Below are 20,758 nucleotides of genomic sequence, written 5' to 3'. Positions count from 1 at the left end.
TCCATGGCCGTCTCGCGCACCGGAGACTGGGAACGGGCCCGCCAACTGCTGGCGGCGGGCTCGTCGCGCCTTGAAGGGGCGTTGCAGACGGCCCTGCGCCAGGAGGCGCACGCCCTGCGCAAGGAGGTGGTGCAGGGCCTCACCCAGCAGGCACCGGGTGGCGAGCCACTCCGCCCGCCCTCCCCCCTCACGCTCGCGGCGCGCCAGTTCGCGGGATTCGGCGGGACGAAGTCCCTCCTCGTCTCGGGCGCGCTGCGCAACTCAATCAGTGTCGTCCTGGAGGGCGACGAGGCCTTCATCGGCGTCTCGCGCTCGGCGAAGAGCCCGGACGGCGAGTCCCTCGTCGACGTGGCGCAGCTCCAGGAGTACGGAGGCCCACCCGTCGTCATCCCCATGACGCCGAAGATGCGGCGCTTCCTCTTCGCGCTGCTGCGCCAAGCCGGCCTGGCCGGCGAGTCGCGTAACAGCGGCAGGGGGCGCGGCGTCATTGTGACGCAGACGCCAGCGCGCCCCTTCCTGCGGCCAGCCTTCGCACGGTTTCGCCAGGGCGCCAGCCGCCGCTTCCTCGCGCGCGTCGCGAAAGAGCTGGGCCTCGGAGGGCCCGGGTAATGGCCCTCCCCTCCCTCACCTCCGTGACGCCCTCCTCGGGGCCCACCAGCGGCGGCGACATTCTCCGCCTCGCCGGCACTGGCTTCGCCGCGCGGGTGGCCGTGCGCTTGGGAGGAGTGCCCGCCGAAGTGCTGTCGCTTCGTGTGGAGTTGGGCACTCACTTCGCGGACGTGAGGACGCCGGCCCACGCGGTGGGCACCGTCGACGTCGAGGTGTTCAACCTCTCCGCGGAGGGCAGCCCCATCCCAGGCGAGGCCGCTGTCCTTCCGGGCGCGTACCGCTACCTGCGCCCACGCGTCACGAAGGAAGCGGACCTCACCCGACTCGTGCGCACCTTGCTGCGCGAGTTGAAGCGCCAGGTGGTGGCCAACGTCAGCGCCAGCGTCTCCGTCGACTACGACGACACGGTGGCAGACGGCCTCAACGTCATCGCCATGGCCGCGCTGCCCTCCGTGGTGCTGTCAGGCCCCACGATGCGCACGAGTCGTCGCTACTCCACCAACGTCTTGCACGAGGACGTCGTGCAGGGCCCCTCCGGCGCGGAGCTGGTGCGCAGGCGCCCCGCGTACACGGTGGACCTGGCCTTCACCCTCACGGTGGCCTCCGAGCGCACCGCCGAACTCTTCAACCTCATGGCCGCCGTGGCCACCTTCCTCAACCGTAACCGCTGGCTGGCCATGCCGAGGGACGCCGAGGACGCCTCGCGCGGCACCGTCCGCTGGGAGATGGACGCGGACGGCGAGGTGCGCACGCAGCTCGGCAGCCGCGACAACGTGCGCGCCTTCACCTGGGGCTTGGTGGTGCGCGGCTTCGACGTGGACTCGGGCCTGCCCCTCGACCTCGGCAAGGCCGTCGCCGGGACGCACCTCGAAACGGACTCTCTCTCTGGAGGCACCTCATGAGTGTCACCCTCACCAACGCCCTGGGCAGGCTCGTCACCTTCCTCCTGCCCCATGAGTCGTACTGCGTCGCGCGCGGCGAGTGCGCCTGCGGCGTGCAGCCAGGCCGTGGCGGCCGACGCCTGCCCTCCTCCCTCACCCTGGCCACGGGTGTGTCGCTGGAGGACGTGCCCGAGGCCACTCTCTGCGTGCCCGCGGTGGCTGCTGCCATTCGCCGCGGCGAAGTCGCCCTGAAGCGGCAAGCCCCCACGGCCCCGCCGTCGTCGCCACCCTCTGCCGCGCCGGAGGTGTCGGCGCGCGCGTCCCGCAAGAAGCGAGGTGCCTCATGAGTCGTGAGTTGCTGTCGTCGAAAATCGTCGTGGAGGAGGAGGAGCCGCGCGTCCGTGGCATTCCCTCGGCGCCCACCTCCGTGGCCGGCGCCGTGGGCCTGGCGGAGCGCGGCCCCATCGGCCAGGCGGTGCTGTGCACCTCCTTCGAGGAGTACCAGGCCACCTTCGGCGGCTTCACGCCGGACTCGGACTTGACCCTCGCCGCCATGGGCTTCTTCGAGAACGGAGGGACTCACTTGTGGGCGGTCCGCACCGCCCACTACGAGGACGCCTCCGACCCCGAGTCGCACACGGCCACGCCTGCTGCGGCGGCACTCACCACGGGCGGCGGGCCCACGCCCGCCGTCGTGCGCGGCACCTTGCGTCCCCCCTTCACCCTGGCCGACGGCCAGCGCCTGGAGGTGTCCGCCAACGGCGCCGAGGCGGTGGACGTCGTCTTCTCCGGCACCGCGGCTTCCGTCTCCGCGGGCCGCCCCGGCCCCTACACCCTCACCGCCGGGCAGTCGCTCCGGGTGCGCGTCGACGACGGGCGGGACGTCTTCATCCCCTTCAGCGAGGAGGACTTCGGCGACATCGCCCAGGCCACTGCCCAGCAGGTGGCCGCCGTCCTCAACGCGGGACTCATCGGCGGACGCGCCACCGTGGAGGCCGGTGTGCTGAGAATCGCCAGCGACACCCAGGGCGCCTCCAGTCGCCTGGAGGTGGGCGACGCGGTGGCCAACACCGTCTTCGGCTTCGCGGGCGGCCCGCAGGTGGGGAGCGGCAACGTCCAGAGCCTGCGCGCCGTCGAGCTGGCCGAGGTGCGCGCCCTCGTGGAGGCGGCGGTGGCGGGTGTCCGCGTGGCCCCGTCCTCCCTGGGGGCCCTGCAGTTGCTCACCCAGTCCACGGGGCCTGGTGCCTCCTTGCGTGTGCAGGGAGACGCGGGCTCCGGCCTCGGACTCGACGCGCTCCTGCACACGGGCGACGCCTCCGGCGCCACCGACGTCCTCCACCTGGAGGCGAAGGACGCGGGCGCCTACGCCAACCGCCTCGAGGTGGAGGTGCGGCCCCCGACGAATGGCGCTCCCGACACCTTCGACGTCCTCGTCCTCGAGGACGGCGCCTACCGCGAGTCCTTCCCCAACCTCTCCACCGTCGATGGCGACGCGCGCTACGTCGAGCGCGTCCTCAATGACGAGCGCACCGGCTCCACCTACGTCCGGGCCTTCATGGTGCAGCCGGACGCGATTCCGGACGTGCAGACGGTGGCCCTCTCGGGCGGCGCGGACGGCCTCGTCGGCTTGGACGACACGGACTTCATCGGCTCCGAGGCCGGCCGGAGCGGTCTTTTACGCGCTCGATGAAGTGCAGGACCTCTCCCTCCTCCTGGTGCCCGGGCGCGCCACGCCCGCCGTCCACAACGCCATGGTGCGCTACTGCGAGGTGGCACGCGACGGGCTCGTCTTCGCCATCCTCGACTCGCCCGCGGGCTACAGCGCCACGGACATCGTCTCTTACGTCTCGCAGGAGGCCGCCCTCGAAGGGCTCTCTGAGCACGCGGCCCTCTACTGGCCTCGCGTGACGGTGCTCAACCCCGCTCGCGGCGTCTTCGGCAACGTGGAGCAGTTCGTCGTCCCGCCCTCCGGCATCATCGCCGGCGTCTTCGCGCGCAACGACGGCGCGCGCCCCGGTGGTGTGTATGACGCGCCCGCGGGCATCGAGGCCGGGCGCATGTTCGGCGTCCTGGGCTTCGAGTCCAAGGAGTGCCTCGAAGAGAAGAAGCGGGACGTCGTCTACCCCCGCCGCATCAATCCCCTCACCACCGGGCCCGGCCTGCCGCGCTTCATCGATGGCAGCCGCACGCTGAAGGCCAGCGGCAACTTCCCCTACGTCGCCGAGCGGCGCGGGGTGTCCTTCATTGAGAGGAGTCTCAAGTCGGGCCTGCAATTCGCCCGGCACCGCAACAACACCGAGGGGCTGCGCGCGCAGGTGCGGCGCACCATTGCGGCCTTCCTCCTCGCGCAGCTGCGAAACGGGGCCTTCCGCAGCCAGGAGCCCGCCAAGGCCTTCTTCGTCGACGTCTCGGACGCCCTCAACCCACCGTCCGTCGTCTTCGCCGGCAAGCTGGTGGCGCGCATCGGGCTCGCCACGAACAAGCCCGCCGAATTCATCGTCCTGCGCATTGCCCAGGACACCCGCGCCCTCGAAGCCGAGCTGGCTTCAGCGGGCCTGTGAGGAGCCTCTCCATGGCCATCATCGGACAGCCGCGCAGCTTCCATAAGCGCTTCAAGTTTCTCTGTGAGGCTGACGGCCTCGGGCACTCCGGTTTCCAGAAGTGCAGCGAGTTGTCCGTCGAGGTCGCCAACGTCCAATACTTCGAAGGCGGCAGCCTCATCCCCAATAAGTCGCCGGGGCGTCTCACCTTCTCCGACGTCACCCTCGAGCGCGGCGCCACGCAGGACCACGAACTCTTCGACTGGTTCCAGGACGTCGTGCACACCACCAGCGGCCTGGGCCTGCCGGGCAGCCTCTACAAGCGCAACCTCGACATCGTCCAGCAAGACAGGGACGGCACCACGCTGCGTCGGTGGAGCCTCTCCCGGGCCTGGCCGGTGAAGTTCGTCGCGGGCGAGTGGGACAACGAGTCCGATGAAAATGTCATCGAAAGCGTCACCCTCACCTACGACTTTTTCGAGCTGGCCATGCGATAGCCATACTCCCGACTACAGGAGCCCAACGGCCTTCTTCAGTGCTCCTGTAGACCATGTTGCCTCACCACGACCTCCACGAACAACTCCGCATACTCGCCACTCATGGACCTGCCTCTTGCGAACATTGCTAAGGCTTGGATTTTTGGCTGAAGCGGCATCAATCATGAACGTCTCAACTTGATCGATAAGCCTCTTATTAATCGCACCTCGACCTGAAGGGTGCACGACAAAGAACATGACCGCGCTGCCTCTTTTGTAGTCTAGGAGCGAGGGGACATAGTGATCCGCCAGCTTGTGATGTGCGAAGGCTTCGCATTCGAATGACTGCTTCGCTGCCTTACCGACATAGAGCGGGGTATAGCCACGACCAGCACGCATCGCGAACACATAGACCCCTCGCATCGTTCGCACATCGCCAACCCCAGTCCAAAATCCTGAGAGGTCGCGAGCAACCATCTTCCCGTGCTTGTCTGGCTCCAGTGGCACCTTGAACGGGCCATGTACCTTGAACGCCTTCATCTCAAACTGGCTCTTCTTCTGTGCCATAGAGTTCCCCTGCATGAGTGGTGTCGACGAGGTTCGTGATGTCCCCGATTTGTAGTTCGAGGCCTTTGTCCTTCCTGGAGGAAGGACGACATGGCGGACATCATTTCATGCCCCTCGGGGCTGGCGGGCCGTATTCGGGGAATGCGAGTGCGGGAGGAGCGCGTCCTCGCGGACAGGAAGCTGGCGAAGAGCGGCGGCCAGGTGGACGAGCTGCTCTCCGCGTGCTGGGAGGAAACGCAGGAGGCAGGCCCCTACACGTTCGCCGACACGAAGGTGGACTGGGGCAAGGTGCTGCAGGGGGACCGCTTCTACGCGCTCCTCCAGGTGCGCGTCCTCACCTACGGGCCGGAGTACGCCTTCGCCGTCCCCTGTCAGGCTGCCACCTGCCGGGCCCGTATCGACTGGGAGCTGGACTTGACGCAGTTGCCGGTGCGCTCCCTCTCGGACGCCAGCCGCGCGGCCTTCATGGCCGGCAACCGCTTCGAGACGACGCTGCCCGACGCCGGCAAGCGCGTGCGCTTCAAGCTGATGACGGGTGAGGACGAGCGGCGCCTGCCGCAGTTGCAGCGCGCGGCGCCGGAGAAGCTGTTGTCCTCCGTCCTCGCCTACCGGGTGCAGGACGTTGATGGCGTGGACGCGCGCGACAAGCGCCGCTTCCTCGAGGACCTCACCCTGCGCGACGCCGACTACCTCGTCGACGAGTTCGACCGCGTGGACTGCGGCGTGGACACCACCCTCGAAGTCGAGTGCCCCGAGTGCTTCATGCGCCAGGAGGTGGAGCTCCCTTTCGACCGGGGTTTCTTCCTTCCGGGGCAAGCCCGGACAGCGAGGCGCCGGGAGCGCTCCACCTCTTCCCAGGCGTGACGTTGGAGACGTGGCGCGAGGGCCTCTTCAACCTGTGCTGGCACCAGCACGGCGGCAGCGGCCTCGCAGTCCCCCTCGGTGACGCCCTGGAGCTGCCCATCTCGGACAGGGATTGGCTCCTCGAGCGCGTCGGCCAGCAGCGCAGTCGCGAGGCGAAGGCCTTGGAGAAGTCCGCGAAGCGGAGGTAGCACGTGCTCAACAACCTCGGCATGGGCTTCGTCTTCACCGCGAGAGACTTGGCCTCCGGAGTTTTCACCCAGCTCGAGGTCAACTTCACGCGCCTGGACAGGCGCGTGGGGCTGGGCACGGCGCGAATTGAGGGCGCCTTCCAGCGACTCGGTGTCGCGATGGCCCTCTTCACGGCCGGCGCCGTCACCATCGGCGCCTCCTTCTCCCTGGCCAACGCCGCCGGGGAGTTCGAGCAGGCCGTGGCGGGGGTGGCAGCCGTCTCCGGCGCCTCGGCCGAGGAGCTGCGGCAGCTGCGTGACGCCGCCCTCGAGGCAAGCCTCGCCACGCAGTTCACCCCCACCGAGTCCGTGCTGGGCCTGCGCGAGCTCACCCAGGCCGGCTTCACCGCCGCCGAGGCCATGAAGCTGCTGGAGCCCGTGTTGGACCTGGCCGGTGGCTCGCTGGGAGAGTTGACACCCCAGGGTGCGGCCGGCCTCGCGTCCCAGGCGATGAAGGCCTTCGGCATCTCCACCGACAAGGCCTCCCTCTCCGTCGACCAGATGCTCCAGGCCGTCAACGTCTTCGCCCTCAGCGCGAATGAGTTGCCCCTGGCCCTCGGCACCGCAGCCCGAGGCGCGCAGGCACTCAACCAGGAGCTGCCCGAGACGCTCATCGCCCTGGGTCTCGTGAAGAATGTCGTCCCGGGTGTGGAGCGCGCCTCCACCGCCGTGGCCGTGGCCATGGAGCGCATGGCGGACCCGGAGGTGCAGCAGCAGTTGCGCGGCGTCGGGGTCGCCGTCACGGACGCTGGAGGCAACTTCGTCAGCTTCCTCGGCATCCTCAACGAGCTGTCCCCCGCCCTTGAGCACATGACGGAGGCGCAACGGTCCGCCTTCCTCTTGAAGACGTTCGGCCGCGAGGCGCTCGGCGGCGTCAACGCCATCCTCACGCAGCTCACTGGCGGCGTTCGCAAGCAAACCGGCGAAGTCGTCCGCGGCGCCGCGGCCCTCGAGTACCTGCGCGACGAGTTCAAGCATGCAGGCGGCACGGCCGAGAAGTTCCGACAGCAGATGTTGGACACCTACGAAGGGCAGAAGAAGCTGCTGGCCGGACGCATGGAGGCCTTGGCCGTCGTCCTGGGCGAGCCCTTCGACGAGGTGTTGAAGCCCCTCGTCACCCTCGTCGCCGACGCCGTGAAGCAGGTGCTGGGCGTCTTCGACGCAATGCCCGGTCCGGTGAAGCGCGCCCTCGCGGCCTTCACCTTGGCGGCCGGAGGCGTCATCGCCCTCGTCGGCGCCGTCGTCTCAGGCCAGGTGGGCCTGGCGCTGATGGTGGTGGGCCTCAAGGTGCTGGGCCTCACGCTGGGGGGCCTCCTGGCCACGGTGCTTCCGGCCGTGGCCGCTGTCGTCCTCCTGGGTGTCGCGGTGGCGGGCCTCGCCTACGCCAGCCGTAACAACCTCGGCGGCCTGGGCGACTTCGTCCAGCGTGTGCAGGAGCGGGTGACGCTCGCCTTCCGCGGCCTCGTCCAGCTCTTCACTGACGGAGGCTTCTCCAACGCGGTTCGGGAGGAGTTGGGCCGGGCCGAGAATGCCGGGCTGAAGGACTTCCTCATCAACATCTACCTGTGGGGCCATCGCATCCACAGCTTCTTCTCGGGCCTCGCCGACGGTTTCTCCTCCGGACTCGAAGCCGCGCGCCCCACCCTCGAGGCCTTCCAGGCGACGCTAGGGCGGGTGGGCGAAGCGCTGGGTTTCCTCTCCGAGAGGGACGACGCGGCCACGGCCGCCGCGAAGTTCGCCGCCTTCGGCGACGCGGGGGCCACGGTGGGACGCGCCCTCGCCCGCGTCTTCGACTTCGTCGTCATGGGCATGACGGCCGGTGCAGAGGTGGCGGAAGGCCTGGCGGGGCAATGGCACTACATGAAGGCCGGCGTCGACGTCCTCCTGGGCAGCTTGGGGCACCTGGGCCGCGTCCTCGGCGGGGCGCTCTCAGGCCTTTTTGGCACCACCTCCGCTGTCCAGCAGGGCACCAGTGGGTGGACGCTCATGGGGGAAGCCATCGGGTTTGCCATCGGCAACATCACCACCGTCATTGGCGTGTTGGTGTCCGCCGTCTCCCTCGTGGTGTCGGTGGTAGGGGGCATCCTCAACGCGGCCCTGGCGGCCTTCTCCGGCGTGCTAGACGTCTTCTGGGGCGTCGTGCTCACGCTCAGTGGCGCCCTCACCGGCAACTGGGCCGAGGCGTGGACGGGCCTGAAGCTCATCGTCTTCGGGGTGGTGGACGCCATCTCGGGCGTCCTCTTGGAATTGGTGGGCGCCATCCTCGGCGTCGTGGACGCCGTGGCGAGCCTCTTCGGCAAGGACACGGGCCTCCAGCAGGCGCTGCGGACGGCTCGGCTTACCCTCCACCGGGACTTGTCCGTCGCCTTCGGCCTCGAGGGCTCTCCCGACGCGGCCCCGACGCCCGTCGCCACCATGGCTTCCACCTTGCCGGCGGAGTGGCCCCTGGAGTCCTCGTCCATGCCGGCGGTGGCGGCCCTCCAGGCCTCGCTGCCCCAGGCCGAGGTGCTCTCCTCGCAGCCGGGCGCACCTGCCAGCAACCCCGTCCTCGTGAGTGTCCAGGTGGACGGAGAGGTGCTTGCCCAAGCCACGGCGCGCGCCGAGAGGGACGCCGCCTCCCGCAGCTTCTCCCCCATGGCGTCTTACTGAAAGGCAGGCCCCACGTGTCCTTCGCTGCTGGCCTCGCCCGTCCTCCTCGCTGCGTGCTGGCGAATGTCCTCACCGGCGAGGCCATGGAGTGCCTCTTCAACCCCACGCAGTTGGTGGAGAAGCTCCAGGTGAACTGGAACCGCCTCGCGGTGCCGGGCCTCTCCCACCAGGTGCTCCAATTTCAGAGCACCTCCAACCGGCAACTGGCGGGCGTGGAGTTCTACCTGGACGCCTTCTTCGCCACCCAGCAGGCCGACACGTCCAACATCATGGCGTTCCGTGCCTTCTTGCGCGCTCTCACCGTGCCCCCGGCCGGTACCGAGGGTGTGCTGACGACGGTGCCACCGCGCGTCCTCGTCCTCTGGCCCGGCGTCCTCACCGTGGAGTGCGTCGTCGCCAGCGTGGAGTTCCAGTACCGCCAGTTCGCCGTCGACGGCCGCGTCCTCGTTTACACCGCCACCGTCACCTTCGAGGAGGTGTTGGACACGCGCGTCACCTCCGAGCAGTTCCGGCAGGAGGTGCCGTAGTGGCCCCTCACGCCGGCAGCCGCTACTCCTTCTGCCTCGGTGTGCGGGACGAGGTGGGCTGCCTCTTCCTCACCGAGAGAGTCCCCTACGGCTTCCAGCCGCATGCGGACACGCGCGTCCACCTCGTCGCCCAGGGTGACTCCCTTTGGGGGCTGGCCGGCCGCTACTTCGCGCCCCTGCCGCGCGCTTGCGGATTCTGGTGGGCACTCGCCGACTTCCAGCCGGAGCCCATCATCGACGCGACGCTGGAGTTGGAGACTGGCCGGCGCCTCTTCATCCCTTCGCTGCGCGTCCTCACCGACGTCATCCTCAGCGAGCAGCGGCGGAGGGTGTCCGAATGACGTCCCCCCTCGACAGGAGCGCGCCTGGCGTGCGCCTCACGCTGCTGGCACATGAGAAGGCCCGCAGCGGCGAGCCCCTCTCCCTCGAGGGCCGCGTCCTCAGCCTCACCTTCGAGGACTCCGCGAAGAAGGCCGACAAGCTGTCTCTCCAGTTGGACAACTTCGACTTGGCCCTCTTCGACAGGGTGGAGCTGGTGGGCGGCGCGGTGCTGGAGGTGTCCTGGGGCTACCCGGGGCTCATGGCTCCTCCGCGGCGAGTCGTCGTGAAGAAGCTGAAGGGCTTCCAGGTGCTCACCGTCGAGGGGCAAGCCCTCAGCACCCTCATGCACCGAGAGGCGAAGACGCGCACCTGGACGGGCAAGACGCGCGGCCAGGTGGTGCGCGAGGTGGCCGCCGAGTACGGCTACGAGGGGAACTCCGTCCACGTCGAGGACACGGGAGAGCCCCTCGACACCATCCATCAGGCTGGGGAGACGGATGCGCGCCTCCTCCGGCGCCTGGCCGCGCGGGAGGAGTTCGAGTTCCACGTCGACGACAGGGGCCTCACCTTCGCCCCGCGAAACCAGGCCTCAGCCCCCACCCATGTGCTGTGGTGGTACTCCGACGCGGGCCGGGGCGACATCCTCTCCGTCAACGTCGAGTCCGAACTGGGCCGCCGCGTGGGGAAGGCTCAAGTGCGTGGCCGGGACGCCATGGCCAAGGCGAACATCGAAGCCCAGGCGAGCAGCGCCACCGTGGAGCGCACCACCCTCGCGGACTTCCTCGAGGTGGTGGACAAGCGCACGGGCACCACTTCGCTGCAACTTCGCAACAGCACAACCAGCGTCCAGCCCACCTCGGCGTCGACACCTGCCCAGGCCCAGCGCGAGTCCGAGGCCCGCTTCCGGCGCGCGGAAGCCGGCACCGTAAAGCTGTCCCTCCAGGTGGTGGGCAACCCCAGCTTGCGCGCGAAGTCCGTCGTGGAGGTGCGCGGCATCTCCAGCTTCCTGTCCGGGAAGTATTACGTCACCGAGGCGAAGCACGTCCTCTCCTCCTCCGGCTACACCACGGACTTGAAGCTGTCGCGTGACGGCACGGGGCAGCGTCAGCAAGCCAGCGCTGAGAAGCAGGGCCAGCCCCAGGGCGGTCAGCCCAACGTCTGTGCGCCCGCGACGGGCGGTGTGCTGACGGAGCTGGAAGTCGTCGACGAGAAGTCGGGACGCACACACGTCGAGTACCGCGCTAACGGGCAGCCTCTCGGCGCGGGAGACCCCGAGGCGAGCGGCAGTCCCCCACCATGAGAAACGCACCATGAGCACCTTCGACGACGACCTCCTCACCCACGACACGCGCCTGTTGGGCATGTACGTCGGCTACGTCACGCAGCGCGAGGACGCGGAGAGACTCGGCCGCGTCCGCGTGTGCATCCCCGGCGTCCTCGAGCCTGAGTCCGCCTGGGCCTGGCCCCTGGGCACCTCCGGCGGGGGCGCCAAGGACACGGGCTTCTTCGCGGTGCCGCACGTGGGCGCCGAGGTGGCCGTCTTCTTCAACCAGGGAGACGTGGACGCCCCCTACTACCTCAGCGCGCACTGGGGGCGGCCCGGCGGTCAGAGCGAGGTGCCCGAAGAAGCCCAGGTGTCTCCGCCCGACAACCGCGTCCTCGCTACGCCCACCTTCCGCGTGGAGTTGAACGAGTCGGTTGGCCACCGAAAGCTGAAGCTCACCAACCGGAAGACGGGCGACTGCCTCACCTTCGACGCGGAGGAGAACACCGTCACCTTGGAAGCCACCACCGCCCTCAGTCTGCGTGCGGTGGGAGCCATCTCTCTGGAAGCAGCCCAAGTCACCATTGCCGGGCGGGTGGTGCGACCCATCGCCGAGCCGATTTGAGGAAGCCCATGGCGCTGCCCATCTGCATCCACATCCCCCCGCTTCCCGAAGCGCCCACGCTCACCCTGCCCGGCGGCGCCACCCTACAGCACCACCAGCTCCTGCAGGCCGTCCAGCCAGCGCTCGCGCCGCTCACGCCCCTCTTCGACATCATCGGCGCGGTGCTGGCCCTCGTCGACGTCGTGAAGGCGATACCTGACGCGCTGGGACCTCCGCCGGATCCGACGGCCATCGCAGCAGCACTGCCGAAGCTGGCCGAGAAGGTGTCCAAGCTGCTCCGTCTCGTCCCCCAGCTCTCGGTGCCGTACACGGTGGTCGGCGTCATCGACATCGTCCTGGGCGAGTTGGGCCATGCCCGTGGTCAACTCCTGCACCTGCAGCTGCGCCTTTCGAGTGTGGCGCGGGCCCGGCAACGTGCCGCCCAGATTGGGGACGCGGGCCTCCTCGCGGTGGCCGGCTGCGCGGAGGCAAACGTCGCCCAGGAGGCCGCCAACGTCGGCAAGGCCCTGGCCGCCCTCTCCCAGCTCATGGCCCTCCTCAACGTCTTCCTGGGGCTGGTGGGCGGCCCCCAGGTGCCGGACTTCTCCAGCCTCGAGGGGAGCGCCCTGGAAGAGGCCACTGCGCCCCTCGACGCCATCGTCCGCGCGCTGCAGCAGGTGCGCGCGGCCATCCCCATTCCGTGAGGAGGACGTCATGAGTCGGGCGCTCCAGAATCTCCTTGTCCCCTTCCGCAGAGACAAGAAGCGCGACTTCGCCTCCGGCACCGGGGCCGAGCTGCTCGCCTCGAAGGTGCGGCAGGTGCTGCTGACGGAAGGCGCCACGCCCCACTCCACCGGCGAGCTGCCCTGGCGCACCAGCTTCGGGGCCGGACTCTCGCGCCTTCGCCACCAGCGCAACGACACCGTGCTGGCGGAGCTGGCGCGTGTGTACGTCCGTGATGCCCTCGCTCGCTGGCTGCCTGGCGTCCAGTTCGTGCAGGTCCGCGTCGAGCAGGATGCAGCCATGCTGACGCTTTGTGTGCGAGTACGCGAGGGTGACACGACAGCGGACTTCGACGTTCCCCTCCCTGGCTGAGCAGCGGCAGTCTACTGGGCATCCGAAGAGTTAGTTCCAGCAGTACTGCCACTTACCTGAACCGATCTTTAATCGAGGTCGACGTCGGAATATCCGAATGGCAGTCCGCGCGCCCCGCGCGTCCCAGGCCTCCCTGGTATGCCAGGGGTGCCAGGGGTGCCAGGGGTACCCCTCATCGTTGAACCCTTGCCATTCTTATAGAGAAACAAGTCGCCCTGGACGACCTCACCTTTGTAGGCGCCATGCCACACTTCGTCCTTATCCAGGCGACCAATGAACTGGCCGCTGTGTGAAAACACCTTGTCTCCACCACTAACGAATGCAACCGGTTGACCCGACGAGTTGTAGAGCCACTGAGCCATTTCGGAGTTCCTCCATTGCTGTAACCCGACCAAGCGACATAGAGCCGACCCTCGTACTATCTATGTCTGGGAGCGCTCCGGCTCGGCACTCAAGTGCAATAGGCACGGTGCTGCGCATCTGATATCATTACGCAGCAGGGACTACCATTTGAGGTTGTGCCCGGCGAGACACGCGCGAACGGCGCTACACGGCGCGCCCTATCCCGCAGCAGTCACCGCCACGCACCAAAACAGTACTGCACTGGGCGGCAATCACCAGGAGAAGTGCCTCCAGTGTCCCCTGAAGAAGTGGGCCGAAGGTCTTTGTCTCCTGGTGGAGGCCTTCGCCGACGTGCCACTTCTTCCTGCGTCCACCGACTACACCCACCGCGACTTCGACGCCCTGCGCGCGCGCCTCGTGGCGCTGACGAAGAGCGTCTTCCCGGACTGGAGCGACTTCGACGTCGCCAGCTTCGGCAACGTCCTGCTGGAGATGCACGCCTTTCTCGGCGACGTCCTCGGCTTCTACCAGGACAACCTCGCCCGCGAATCACGCCTCTCCACGGCCACTCAGCGCCGTAACGTCATCGCCCTGGCGCGCATGCTGGGCTACCGGCTTCACGGCGCGCAGGCGGCCACAGCCGAAGTGGAGCTGCGCCTGGCCCAGCCTCCCGCCGCCCCTGTCACCTTCCCCACCGGCACCGTCGTCCGCACCCAGGAGGTGACGGAGGCCGTCCGCTTCCAGCTCCTCTCGTCCGTCACCCTTCCGGCCGGCGCCAACCCACCGCGCGTCCTCGCCGTCGTGGAGCACTCGAAGGCGCATACCCAGCTCTTCGACGCGCGCGGCCTCGCCGACTTCGAGGCGCACCTGGACTTCGCGCCCTACCTCGATGGCACCGCCCTCGTGTCCACTGCCCAGGGTGCATTCAGCGAGGTGGACACCTTCCTCAACTCCCGCGCCTCCGACGCCCACTTCCTCGTCAGTGTGGACCAGGGGGACAAGGCCACCGTCCGCTTCGGCAACGGCGTCAACGGCCTGCCGCCCGTTGGCACCGTGGCGGTGGTGTACAGGACGGGTGGCGGCGCGGCCGGCAACGTAGACGCGGGGCGCCTCGTCGTCGTGGAGGGCAGCTTCCGGGACGCCCACGGCCACGCGGTGCAGGTGTCCGTCAGCAACGCCGCCCCTGCCTCCGGCGGCGCGGACAGGCAGACGGTGGCCTCCGCGAAGCTGCTCGCCCCCGAGAGTCTCCGGGCCCTGACGCGCACCGTCTCCCGCGAGGACTTCGAAATCAACGCCCGGCGCCTCCCCGGAGTAGCGCGCGCCCTGATGCTGACGTCCAACGAGGACGCCACCATCGCCGAGAATGCCGGCATCCTCTACGTGGTGCCCCAGGGCGGCGGAGTCCCCACGCCCGCCCTCAAGGCCCAGGTGCTGCGGCAGGTGACGGAAGTCTACCCCTGCACCCTCACCTTCCAGGTGGCCGTCCAGGAGCCGGTGTACCGGCGCGTGGACATCTCCGCGCGCCTCTTCCTGCGCCAGGGCGCCTCAGCCCAGGACGTCGCCGCGCGCGTCCGCCAGGCGCTGGCTGCCCACTTCCGCGTCAGCGAGCCTGACGGCACACCCAACCCGCGCATCGACTTTGGATTCAACCTCAAGGACGCCCAGGGCTTCCCGGCCGGCGAGGTGGCCTGGTCGGACGTCTTCAACGTCATCCGCGATGTGCCTGGAGTGCGGAAGATGGGCGACTCACGCATGGACCTGACGCTGAACGGCCTGCCGGCGGACGTGAAGCTGACGGTGCGGGAGCTGTCGGTGCTGGGCAGCGTCACCCTGCAGGACGGGGACACCGGAGGGCTCCTCTGACATGGCCCTCCTCAACCCCAGCTTCGAGGACGCGGGCGGACGGCCCGGCGAGGCTGCCCACTGGACACTGACGGCGGTGGCTCGCCTCGAAGCCCTGGCGGGCTTCGGTGTGCTGGAGGAGTCCTGCGAGGACTTCGAGCGCTGGTACACGTGGCGTGCCTCTCTCTCCGACGGCGCTGTTGCCCTTGCCTTCTTCTCCGGCCAGCGCGAGGGCTTCGAGGCCTTCTCCCGAGGTTGGGACAACGACGGCTTCCTCTTCGAGCTGCCGCCCGCGCAACTCGTCCCGCACCGCTTCGAGGGGCAGGCCGTCGAGACGTGGGGCCAAGGGCTCTTCCTCAAGGACTGGACGGACGTCACCTCCCTGGCGGGCCTCTTCAGCAACTCACCGCAGGAGGACTTCGGGCAGCGCTGGCACACCAACGAGACCTACGCCTGGCGCTGGGAAGACGTGACGGCGCGCGAGGCCCTCTTCAGCACCACGCAGCCCACCGAGGACTTCGACACCGGGTGGCCTCTGGCCGCCACGCAATGAGGACACCATGGCACTCGCAGACTGGACTTACCTCAACGGCGGACTGGACATCGCCACCGTGGACAGGGGCGTGACGGCGGGCATTGCCCGTCCCCCGGGCGGTGGCAACTTCCTCTTCGCCTTCAACTCCCTCACCGCCGCGCAGGGCGCAGTGGGTCTCTTCGCCAACCTCCCCGATTTCGCCCCCATGGCCAAGGGAGGCAGCATCCGCGGCTGCCTCCAGCGCGGAACCGGTGGCGGTCCCACCGGCTTCTCGCCCTTCCTCTTCCTGTGCGGCCAGGGCACCTCCGTCAACGACTCCGCCTACCTCCTGGGCCTCTCCGACGACGAGCCGCACCGGGTGGTGCTGCGCAAGGGCGCGGTGGCCACGGGCCTGCCTGACGCGGACGGCCCCGGCGTCCTCCTGAAGTCCTCGGCCAGCTTCTCGCAGGGCACCTGGCTGCACCTGCGGCTGGACGTCATCGTCAACGCCAACGGCGACGTCGTCCTCAAGGCCTTCCACAGCGACTTGGCCGCGCACCCGCTCGGTACGCCTCCCGACTGGCAGCCCGTGCCGGGCATGGCCGATTTCATCGACGACGCCCTCGGCATCAACTCCGGCAGCCAGCCCCTCACCTCGGGCCGTGGCGGCTTCGGCTTCGCCGTGCGGGACGTCACCCGCCGGGCTTACTTCGACTCGCTCGATCTGTCCCGGCAGGTGTGACGCCCATGGCCCTCACCGCCTTTACCAGCCGCCTCGGCCTGGGCCAGGGACGCATCCGGCCCCAGCGGGGCACGCCCGCCTCGGGCGAGTACCTCCTCGTCCTCGGCGACGAGGAGCCCGGGCGCCGATTCGAGTTGGCCCCTGGGGACTTCGCCGAGGTGACGCAAGCCGTGGACGTCACCGGCGTGGACCTGTTCCGCGCCGCCTTGCGCCTCCGTGTGCCTTCAGGCGCCCCCGCGGGCCTGGCCTGGGAAGCGTCCCTCGTCGTGGGCGGGGTGAAGTACGCCCGCTGCCTCGGGCGCCCCGGCCGCGAGCGCCTCGTCGCGGACCTGGCCGCCAACGTCTCGAAGCTCTCCGGTGTCCACACGGTGGGCGTCCGCCTGGAGCTCGTCTCCCAGTGAGGAAGCCCCATGGCCACGGTTGAGCTGCCCACCCTCTACGTCGACACCGTCTCCCTCTTCGCCGAGACGCGCCGCACCCTTCTCCTCAACCGCGCTCCGGGCCCAGGGGAGGAGGACGTCTCCGTCGACTCCGTGCTGGAACTGGAGCTGGTGGACGTCGGCGTGGACGGCATCGCCCGGGCGGCCACACGCGTCTGGGTGGGTGGAGTCCTCGCATTCGAGGGCGGCGCCAGCGCAGAGGTGACACCCGCCTTCGCGGGGCCTCTGGCGGAGGTGACGCAGTCGGCGGACACCTTGCGCGTGGTGCTGCACCCGGCGGTGCCGCTGGCCAGCCAGGCCCCCGTCTCCGTGCGCGTCGTCTCGGCCACGGCAGGCGCCGCGCACCTCCTCGACGAGACGTACACCTTCACTGTGGAGGACAGGACGGCCCCCCGTCTCGTGGGCGCCCAGGCCCTGGCGCCGAAGTCCGTGCGCCTCGCCTTCGACGAGTCCGTCCGGGTGCCGCCCTCGGCGCGCTTCACCTTCACGCCTCGCGGTGCGCCCGCAGTCCCAGTCGCATCCCTCGAGGCTGCGGCGGACGGCCCCCTCGTCCACCTCGTCCTCGACACGGAGCTGACGCCGGACGTGGTGTACGAAGTGCGAGTAGAGGGCGTGACGGACGCACACGGCAACCCGGTGCTCGCCCCCTACCACCGCGCCACTTTTCCTGGCTTCCGGCCAGCCCGGCCGCCCTCCCGGCACTTCCAGCTCTGGGACATGCTGCCCCGCCACAACCGCCGGGACGACGTGACGGGCGACCTGCGCCGCTTCATCTCCTGCCTCCAGGAGGTGACGGACCTGCTCCTCGCCGACTTGGACGCCTTCCCCGACGTCTTTGACCTGGAGCGCGCGCCGGAGGCCTTCCTGGACGCTATCCTCCAGGACTTGGGCAACCCCTTCGCCTTCGATTTGGACGGCCTCGCCCGGCGCCGCCTGGGCGCCATCCTCGTGGACATGTACAAGCAGAAGGGCACCGCACTGGGCCTGCGCAACGCCATTCGCTTCTTCCTCGGCATCGAGGTGAGGGCCATCTCCCCCTTCGCCTCGGACACCCTCGTGCTGGGCGAGTCCGAGTTGGGCGTGGACTGGGTGCTGGGCCCCTCGGAGCGCTTCGCCCGCTACGCCTTCAACGTCGAGGTGGAGCGTCTCCTCTCGCCCGCGGAGCGCCAGCGCCTGCGCACCCTCATCGAGTACCTCAAGCCCGCACACACCCACTTCGTGGACCTGGTGGAGCCCCTGCCGCCCATTCTCCCGGAGCACTGGGAGCTGGGACTCAGCGAACTGGGCGAGACGACGACGCTGCACTGAATGCCCTACGGCATGTCCCCGATTTCTCGCGCCCTGCCTTTGCCTTCCTCTGGAGGGCACAGGCATGAGCAACCGGCTGGATTTTTTCTTCAGGCAGCGCGTGACGGAGGCCGAGTTGGATTTGGCTTTCGCGCAGTCGGAGCAGGCGGACCGAAACCTCGCCTCTGACTTGGGCGTCCACGGCGTCATCTCCGGGGCGGTGCCCGCGCCGCACGCGCCCGTGCCCAACCTCTCTGTCGACCTGACGGCCCCGGGCCGAGCCTACGACAACCTCGGGCAGCGCATCTTCTTCGGCACCGGGCAGACAGTGGACTGTGCGGTGGACGTCTCCGGCATCCCCACCGACGTCTCCACCTCGGGCAGCGAGCGGTGGGTGGGCATCTTCCTGCGCTTCACCCGACTGCTGTCCGAGCCACGCACGGACGGCAACTCCCAGCAGGTGTACTTCCGCCGCGACGAGGCCTTCGAGCTGGTGGTGCGCCAGGCCCCGGAGGGCCCCGTCGGCCAGGCGCCCAAGCCCGCCATCCAGCCCGACGAGCTGCTGTTGTGTGACGTCCGGCGCCGCCCGGGGCAGACGCAGATTCTCGCCGCGGACTTGGACACCTCCCGCCGGCAGGCCTTCATCTTCGCCCGGGGCACCTCCGTGGCCGTGGAGAGTGGCACCTGGGACGTCCTGAGCCCCAGCGCGGACACGGTGCAGGCGACGCTGGACGAGGTAGACGCCGAGCTGGCCGGCCACTTCTCCGGCGCCGCCCGGCGACACCGGGCCGATGCCGTGGACTACGCGCCCCACGGCTTCATCACCTCCACCACCGTGCAGGAGGCCGTGGACGAAGTCGTCGACAAGCTCTCCACCGCCGTCGCAGGCGCCCCAGGCGCCTCCCGTGTCGGCGCGGACGCGGTGCCCGGCACACCCAACCTCCTACCGGCGGGCACCGTGGACACGCAGCTCTCCTCGTTGCTGGGCTTCCTCAACGCCCACCAAGGCGCGGCCACCGGGGCCCACCATGCCAGCGCCATCGGCGCCTCGCCGCATGGCTACGTCAGTGCCACCAGCGTGCAGGCCCAACTCCAGGAGGTCGTCACCCGCCTCGGCGAGACGACGGCCGGAAGCCCGGGGGCGTCTCGCGTCGGAGGAGACGCGCTGGCCGGGACGCCCCATGCCCTTCCTGCCAGCAGCCTGCAGCAGCAGTTGGCCGCGCTGCTGGGCATCCTCAACGGGCACGTCACCCAGGGGGCTGGGGTTCACGCGGCCTCCGCTGTCTCCGTCGCGGACACGGGCAACCTCCTCACGGCAGGCACCGTCGAGGCGGCCCTCGCCGAAGCCCTCACTGCCTTCAGCGGCGGGCACTTCCGCGGCAACGAGGCGGCGGCGGGCCAGCACAAGGCCATCGTCCAGCCCGTCCTGGGCGCCGGTCGCGTCCTTCTCTTCGACTCCCGAGGTGCCGGTAGCTCGGCCTGCAGGCTGCGCCTCTTCGCCGACAATGCCTCCGTGTGGTTCGTGTTGAATGCCGACTGGAATGGCAGTGCCTGGGCCCGGGACGACACCGCCCTCTCCGCTGGGGGCTTCCGCCTCTCGCGCAATGAAGCCGAGTTCCTCCACGACAACAGCATGGCCGCCACCTTCACCACGTGGACGCGCACCTGGAGGCTGTCCATGGGCACTGCCTCCAACAACTCCGCCTTCGAGTTGACGGGCAGCGGCCTGCGCGAGGAGGGCCGCTTCGGCATGGAGTACTGCAACAGCGACACCGCGGCGCATGACCTGCTTCCTGGCGGCGGCTCCGTGACGTTTCGAAGTCGCTTTCCCACAGCGCCCTCCTCCCTCACCTTCACCCCCTACGCCACCAGCGGCAGCTTCGCCGGCAACCCCACCGTCATGGTGCCGGACCGGGACGGCTTCGCCTTCTACAGCCACCAAACCATCCCCGCGCTTGGGGCCACGTACTGGTTCGGCGCGTACATCGCCATCGCTTGAGGACTCCATGGCCCTCCTCGAAATCGCCGAGACGCACGTCCTGCAGCGCTGTGCGCGGTGTGACAGCACCAACCGCTCCGCACTCGACTCCCTGGAGGTAGGCGTCGCCCGCCGTGAGAACGTGGACGACGGCCTCGTCCAACTTCCTCCGTGCGCTTCTTGCCGCTCCTCCGAGTTCCTCATTCGCGCGGCCGAAGGAGAGCCGGAGCATCCAGCGCCTGGCAGCTTCGGCCACCTGCACCGACTCCTCGTCGGCCATCTCCATGCAGAGCTCGTCCAGCGCGGGCGCCTACACAGGGCACTCAAGCCGAAGGGTGGAAGCGCCCCACAGGTGGTGACGCATCCCCTGTCACAGGAGGCTCGCGAGCGCTGGTTCCCGCAGGGCCTCCGAATCGCGGTGCTCGCCGACGAGCAGCCCCGCACCCCTGAAGAGTCCAGTCAGTAGACATACACTGTCAGCACCCCCCCCCGCGCCGCGATGCCCCGGGACGTCGCGAATCCCTCGTTCCTCGACTTGCTATGCCCCCAAGGCAGAGCGTGTATGCCTTCACGCGCTGCCCACCGCGCGCCAGGGAGACACGCATGTTTATCGGCACCGACACCACCTACCTCGGCAACGAAATCCCCGGTCTCCGGGGGCAGAGGGTCCGCATCTTCGCGGTGTTGCGCGGTAGCCTCCGCTCCGACGCCAACCCGGACGCAGATGACTACTACGTGAATGACAACGAAAAGCTGGCGCGCCTCGGGGGTGTCACGGCCGAGGACTGCATCGACGCGGCCCCCATTCACCCGGACGGAACCACCTCCTTCGTGCATCTCGACCCGCGCGCCATCGACCTGGAGTGCTTCGCGCATCTACAAAACCCCAGCGCACAATGACTTGTCATACACGAAAAACAGAGCGCACATGCCTCACGCGCGCCGCCCAAGGCGCACGAAAGGACTAGACAATGACACCCCGCAAGCCC

Annotated in this window: 25 protein-coding genes; 23 read left to right on the top strand and 2 right to left on the bottom strand. The window is 69.1% G+C overall.

Features of this window, described 5'->3' with window-relative positions; genetic code table 11:
* Positions 1 to 3 precede the first annotated feature (3 nt).
* From D7X32_RS11090 to D7X32_RS11065, 6 genes are read left to right on the top strand one after another with little or no spacing between them, the layout of a single operon-like run.
* Complete coding sequence (locus tag D7X32_RS11090; RefSeq protein ID WP_120602502.1) at positions 4 to 609, top strand: hypothetical protein; 606 nt, start codon at positions 4 to 6, stop codon at positions 607 to 609.
* Positions 609 to 1,511, top strand: a complete 903-nt coding sequence (locus D7X32_RS11085; RefSeq protein ID WP_120602501.1) for an IPT/TIG domain-containing protein — start codon at positions 609 to 611, stop codon at positions 1,509 to 1,511. The genes D7X32_RS11090 and D7X32_RS11085 overlap by 1 nt, the downstream gene beginning before the upstream one ends.
* Positions 1,508 to 1,837, top strand: coding sequence for a hypothetical protein (locus D7X32_RS11080; RefSeq protein ID WP_120602500.1), 330 nt, complete (start codon positions 1,508 to 1,510; stop codon positions 1,835 to 1,837). Before D7X32_RS11085 ends, D7X32_RS11080 begins: the two co-directional genes overlap by 4 nt.
* Positions 1,834 to 3,180: a phage tail sheath protein gene (locus D7X32_RS11075; RefSeq protein ID WP_120602499.1), complete on the top strand. Its 1,347-nt coding sequence runs from the start codon at positions 1,834 to 1,836 to the stop codon at positions 3,178 to 3,180. The genes D7X32_RS11080 and D7X32_RS11075 overlap by 4 nt, the downstream gene beginning before the upstream one ends.
* 1 nt (position 3,181) lies before the next feature.
* Complete coding sequence (locus tag D7X32_RS11070; protein WP_244238953.1) at positions 3,182 to 4,051, top strand: phage tail sheath family protein; 870 nt, start codon at positions 3,182 to 3,184, stop codon at positions 4,049 to 4,051.
* 11 nt (positions 4,052 to 4,062) lie between these two features.
* Entirely contained in the window at positions 4,063 to 4,527 is a 465-nt protein-coding gene (locus tag D7X32_RS11065; protein ID WP_120602498.1) for a phage tail protein, read from the top strand.
* A gap of 12 nt (positions 4,528 to 4,539) precedes the next feature.
* On the opposite strand, the gene D7X32_RS44930 is transcribed toward D7X32_RS11065, so the two are convergent.
* Positions 4,540 to 5,073 carry a GIY-YIG nuclease family protein gene (locus D7X32_RS44930; RefSeq protein WP_147450103.1) on the bottom strand — a complete coding sequence of 178 codons (534 nt, stop codon included), beginning with the start codon at positions 5,071 to 5,073 and terminating at the stop codon, positions 4,540 to 4,542.
* A gap of 141 nt (positions 5,074 to 5,214) precedes the next feature.
* Between D7X32_RS44930 and D7X32_RS11060 the strand changes: the two genes are divergently transcribed.
* The 9 genes from D7X32_RS11060 to D7X32_RS11020 are packed head-to-tail and all read left to right on the top strand — an operon-like array spanning position 5,215 to position 12,624.
* Positions 5,215 to 5,937: a hypothetical protein gene (locus D7X32_RS11060; protein WP_244238952.1), complete on the top strand. Its 723-nt coding sequence runs from the start codon at positions 5,215 to 5,217 to the stop codon at positions 5,935 to 5,937.
* Entirely contained in the window at positions 5,934 to 6,125 is a 192-nt protein-coding gene (locus D7X32_RS11055; RefSeq protein WP_120602496.1) for a hypothetical protein, read from the top strand. The genes D7X32_RS11060 and D7X32_RS11055 overlap by 4 nt, the downstream gene beginning before the upstream one ends.
* A gap of 3 nt (positions 6,126 to 6,128) precedes the next feature.
* A complete protein-coding gene (locus tag D7X32_RS11050; protein ID WP_120602495.1) occupies positions 6,129 to 8,813 on the top strand; it encodes a phage tail tape measure protein in 2,685 nt (894 codons plus the stop codon).
* 14 nt (positions 8,814 to 8,827) lie between these two features.
* A complete protein-coding gene (locus D7X32_RS11045) occupies positions 8,828 to 9,340 on the top strand; it encodes a CIS tube protein (protein ID WP_120602494.1) in 513 nt (170 codons plus the stop codon).
* Positions 9,340 to 9,681 (top strand): LysM peptidoglycan-binding domain-containing protein, encoded by a 342-nt coding sequence (locus tag D7X32_RS11040; protein ID WP_120602493.1) that lies wholly within the window; start codon positions 9,340 to 9,342, stop codon positions 9,679 to 9,681. The genes D7X32_RS11045 and D7X32_RS11040 overlap by 1 nt, the downstream gene beginning before the upstream one ends.
* Positions 9,678 to 10,961: a phage late control D family protein gene (locus tag D7X32_RS11035; RefSeq protein ID WP_120602492.1), complete on the top strand. Its 1,284-nt coding sequence runs from the start codon at positions 9,678 to 9,680 to the stop codon at positions 10,959 to 10,961. Before D7X32_RS11040 ends, D7X32_RS11035 begins: the two co-directional genes overlap by 4 nt.
* Before the next feature lie 10 nt (positions 10,962 to 10,971).
* Entirely contained in the window at positions 10,972 to 11,550 is a 579-nt protein-coding gene (locus D7X32_RS11030) for a phage baseplate assembly protein V (RefSeq protein WP_120602491.1), read from the top strand.
* 8 nt (positions 11,551 to 11,558) lie between these two features.
* Positions 11,559 to 12,233, top strand: coding sequence for a hypothetical protein (locus D7X32_RS11025; RefSeq protein ID WP_120602490.1), 675 nt, complete (start codon positions 11,559 to 11,561; stop codon positions 12,231 to 12,233).
* 10 nt (positions 12,234 to 12,243) lie between these two features.
* On the top strand, positions 12,244 to 12,624 hold the full coding sequence (locus tag D7X32_RS11020; RefSeq protein ID WP_120602489.1) for a GPW/gp25 family protein: 381 nt from the start codon (positions 12,244 to 12,246) through the stop codon (positions 12,622 to 12,624).
* A gap of 68 nt (positions 12,625 to 12,692) precedes the next feature.
* Here D7X32_RS11020 and D7X32_RS47820 read toward each other — a convergent pair whose 3' ends face one another.
* Entirely contained in the window at positions 12,693 to 12,986 is a 294-nt protein-coding gene (locus D7X32_RS47820; RefSeq protein ID WP_369333681.1) for a 4-fold beta flower protein, read from the bottom strand.
* A gap of 313 nt (positions 12,987 to 13,299) precedes the next feature.
* On the opposite strand from D7X32_RS47820, the gene D7X32_RS11015 reads away from it, so the two are divergent.
* The 8 genes from D7X32_RS11015 to D7X32_RS10980 all read left to right on the top strand — a co-directional run bounded on the left by D7X32_RS11015 (position 13,300) and on the right by D7X32_RS10980 (position 20,669).
* Positions 13,300 to 14,829 carry a baseplate J/gp47 family protein gene (locus D7X32_RS11015; RefSeq protein ID WP_208752389.1) on the top strand — a complete coding sequence of 510 codons (1,530 nt, stop codon included), beginning with the start codon at positions 13,300 to 13,302 and terminating at the stop codon, positions 14,827 to 14,829.
* A 1-nt stretch (position 14,830) separates the two neighbouring features.
* A complete protein-coding gene (locus D7X32_RS11010) occupies positions 14,831 to 15,361 on the top strand; it encodes a hypothetical protein (protein ID WP_120602488.1) in 531 nt (176 codons plus the stop codon).
* A gap of 7 nt (positions 15,362 to 15,368) precedes the next feature.
* The gene (locus D7X32_RS11005) at positions 15,369 to 16,064 is read left to right on the top strand and encodes a hypothetical protein (protein WP_120602487.1); all 696 of its coding nucleotides are present in this window, start codon (positions 15,369 to 15,371) and stop codon (positions 16,062 to 16,064) included.
* Positions 16,065 to 16,069: 5 nt separating this feature from the next.
* A complete protein-coding gene (locus D7X32_RS11000; protein ID WP_120602486.1) occupies positions 16,070 to 16,465 on the top strand; it encodes a hypothetical protein in 396 nt (131 codons plus the stop codon).
* A 9-nt stretch (positions 16,466 to 16,474) separates the two neighbouring features.
* Entirely contained in the window at positions 16,475 to 17,812 is a 1,338-nt protein-coding gene (locus D7X32_RS10995; protein WP_120602485.1) for a phage tail protein, read from the top strand.
* A 64-nt stretch (positions 17,813 to 17,876) separates the two neighbouring features.
* Positions 17,877 to 19,790, top strand: a complete 1,914-nt coding sequence (locus D7X32_RS10990) for a hypothetical protein (protein ID WP_120602484.1) — start codon at positions 17,877 to 17,879, stop codon at positions 19,788 to 19,790.
* 7 nt (positions 19,791 to 19,797) lie between these two features.
* A complete protein-coding gene (locus tag D7X32_RS10985; RefSeq protein ID WP_120602483.1) occupies positions 19,798 to 20,235 on the top strand; it encodes a hypothetical protein in 438 nt (145 codons plus the stop codon).
* 137 nt (positions 20,236 to 20,372) lie between these two features.
* Positions 20,373 to 20,669 (top strand): hypothetical protein, encoded by a 297-nt coding sequence (locus D7X32_RS10980; protein ID WP_120602482.1) that lies wholly within the window; start codon positions 20,373 to 20,375, stop codon positions 20,667 to 20,669.
* Positions 20,670 to 20,758: the final 89 nt, after the last annotated feature.

This window comes from Corallococcus carmarthensis, from assembly GCF_003611695.1.
In the GTDB taxonomy this organism is placed as follows: domain Bacteria; phylum Myxococcota; class Myxococcia; order Myxococcales; family Myxococcaceae; genus Corallococcus; species Corallococcus carmarthensis.
The sequence above is the reverse complement of the archived record's forward strand: the minus strand, read 5'-3'. Positions and strand labels throughout refer to the sequence as shown.

Coding starts and splice junctions, on each gene's coding strand:
- D7X32_RS11010 (WP_120602488.1), top strand. CDS start 14,831: ATGGCCCTCCTCAACCCCAGCTTCGAGGACGCGGGCGGACGGCCCGGC.
- D7X32_RS11030 (WP_120602491.1), top strand. CDS start 10,972: ATGAGCACCTTCGACGACGACCTCCTCACCCACGACACGCGCCTGTTG.
- D7X32_RS44930 (WP_147450103.1), bottom strand. CDS start 5,073: ATGGCACAGAAGAAGAGCCAGTTTGAGATGAAGGCGTTCAAGGTACAT.
- D7X32_RS11025 (WP_120602490.1), top strand. CDS start 11,559: ATGGCGCTGCCCATCTGCATCCACATCCCCCCGCTTCCCGAAGCGCCC.
- D7X32_RS11085 (WP_120602501.1), top strand. CDS start 609: ATGGCCCTCCCCTCCCTCACCTCCGTGACGCCCTCCTCGGGGCCCACC.
- D7X32_RS10990 (WP_120602484.1), top strand. CDS start 17,877: ATGAGCAACCGGCTGGATTTTTTCTTCAGGCAGCGCGTGACGGAGGCC.
- D7X32_RS11075 (WP_120602499.1), top strand. CDS start 1,834: ATGAGTCGTGAGTTGCTGTCGTCGAAAATCGTCGTGGAGGAGGAGGAG.
- D7X32_RS11060 (WP_244238952.1), top strand. CDS start 5,215: ATGCGAGTGCGGGAGGAGCGCGTCCTCGCGGACAGGAAGCTGGCGAAG.
- D7X32_RS11080 (WP_120602500.1), top strand. CDS start 1,508: ATGAGTGTCACCCTCACCAACGCCCTGGGCAGGCTCGTCACCTTCCTC.
- D7X32_RS11090 (WP_120602502.1), top strand. CDS start 4: ATGGCCGTCTCGCGCACCGGAGACTGGGAACGGGCCCGCCAACTGCTG.
- D7X32_RS10985 (WP_120602483.1), top strand. CDS start 19,798: ATGGCCCTCCTCGAAATCGCCGAGACGCACGTCCTGCAGCGCTGTGCG.
- D7X32_RS11020 (WP_120602489.1), top strand. CDS start 12,244: ATGAGTCGGGCGCTCCAGAATCTCCTTGTCCCCTTCCGCAGAGACAAG.
- D7X32_RS47820 (WP_369333681.1), bottom strand. CDS start 12,986: ATGGCTCAGTGGCTCTACAACTCGTCGGGTCAACCGGTTGCATTCGTT.
- D7X32_RS11035 (WP_120602492.1), top strand. CDS start 9,678: ATGACGTCCCCCCTCGACAGGAGCGCGCCTGGCGTGCGCCTCACGCTG.
- D7X32_RS11000 (WP_120602486.1), top strand. CDS start 16,070: ATGGCCCTCACCGCCTTTACCAGCCGCCTCGGCCTGGGCCAGGGACGC.
- D7X32_RS10980 (WP_120602482.1), top strand. CDS start 20,373: ATGTTTATCGGCACCGACACCACCTACCTCGGCAACGAAATCCCCGGT.
- D7X32_RS11065 (WP_120602498.1), top strand. CDS start 4,063: ATGGCCATCATCGGACAGCCGCGCAGCTTCCATAAGCGCTTCAAGTTT.
- D7X32_RS11005 (WP_120602487.1), top strand. CDS start 15,369: ATGGCACTCGCAGACTGGACTTACCTCAACGGCGGACTGGACATCGCC.
- D7X32_RS10995 (WP_120602485.1), top strand. CDS start 16,475: ATGGCCACGGTTGAGCTGCCCACCCTCTACGTCGACACCGTCTCCCTC.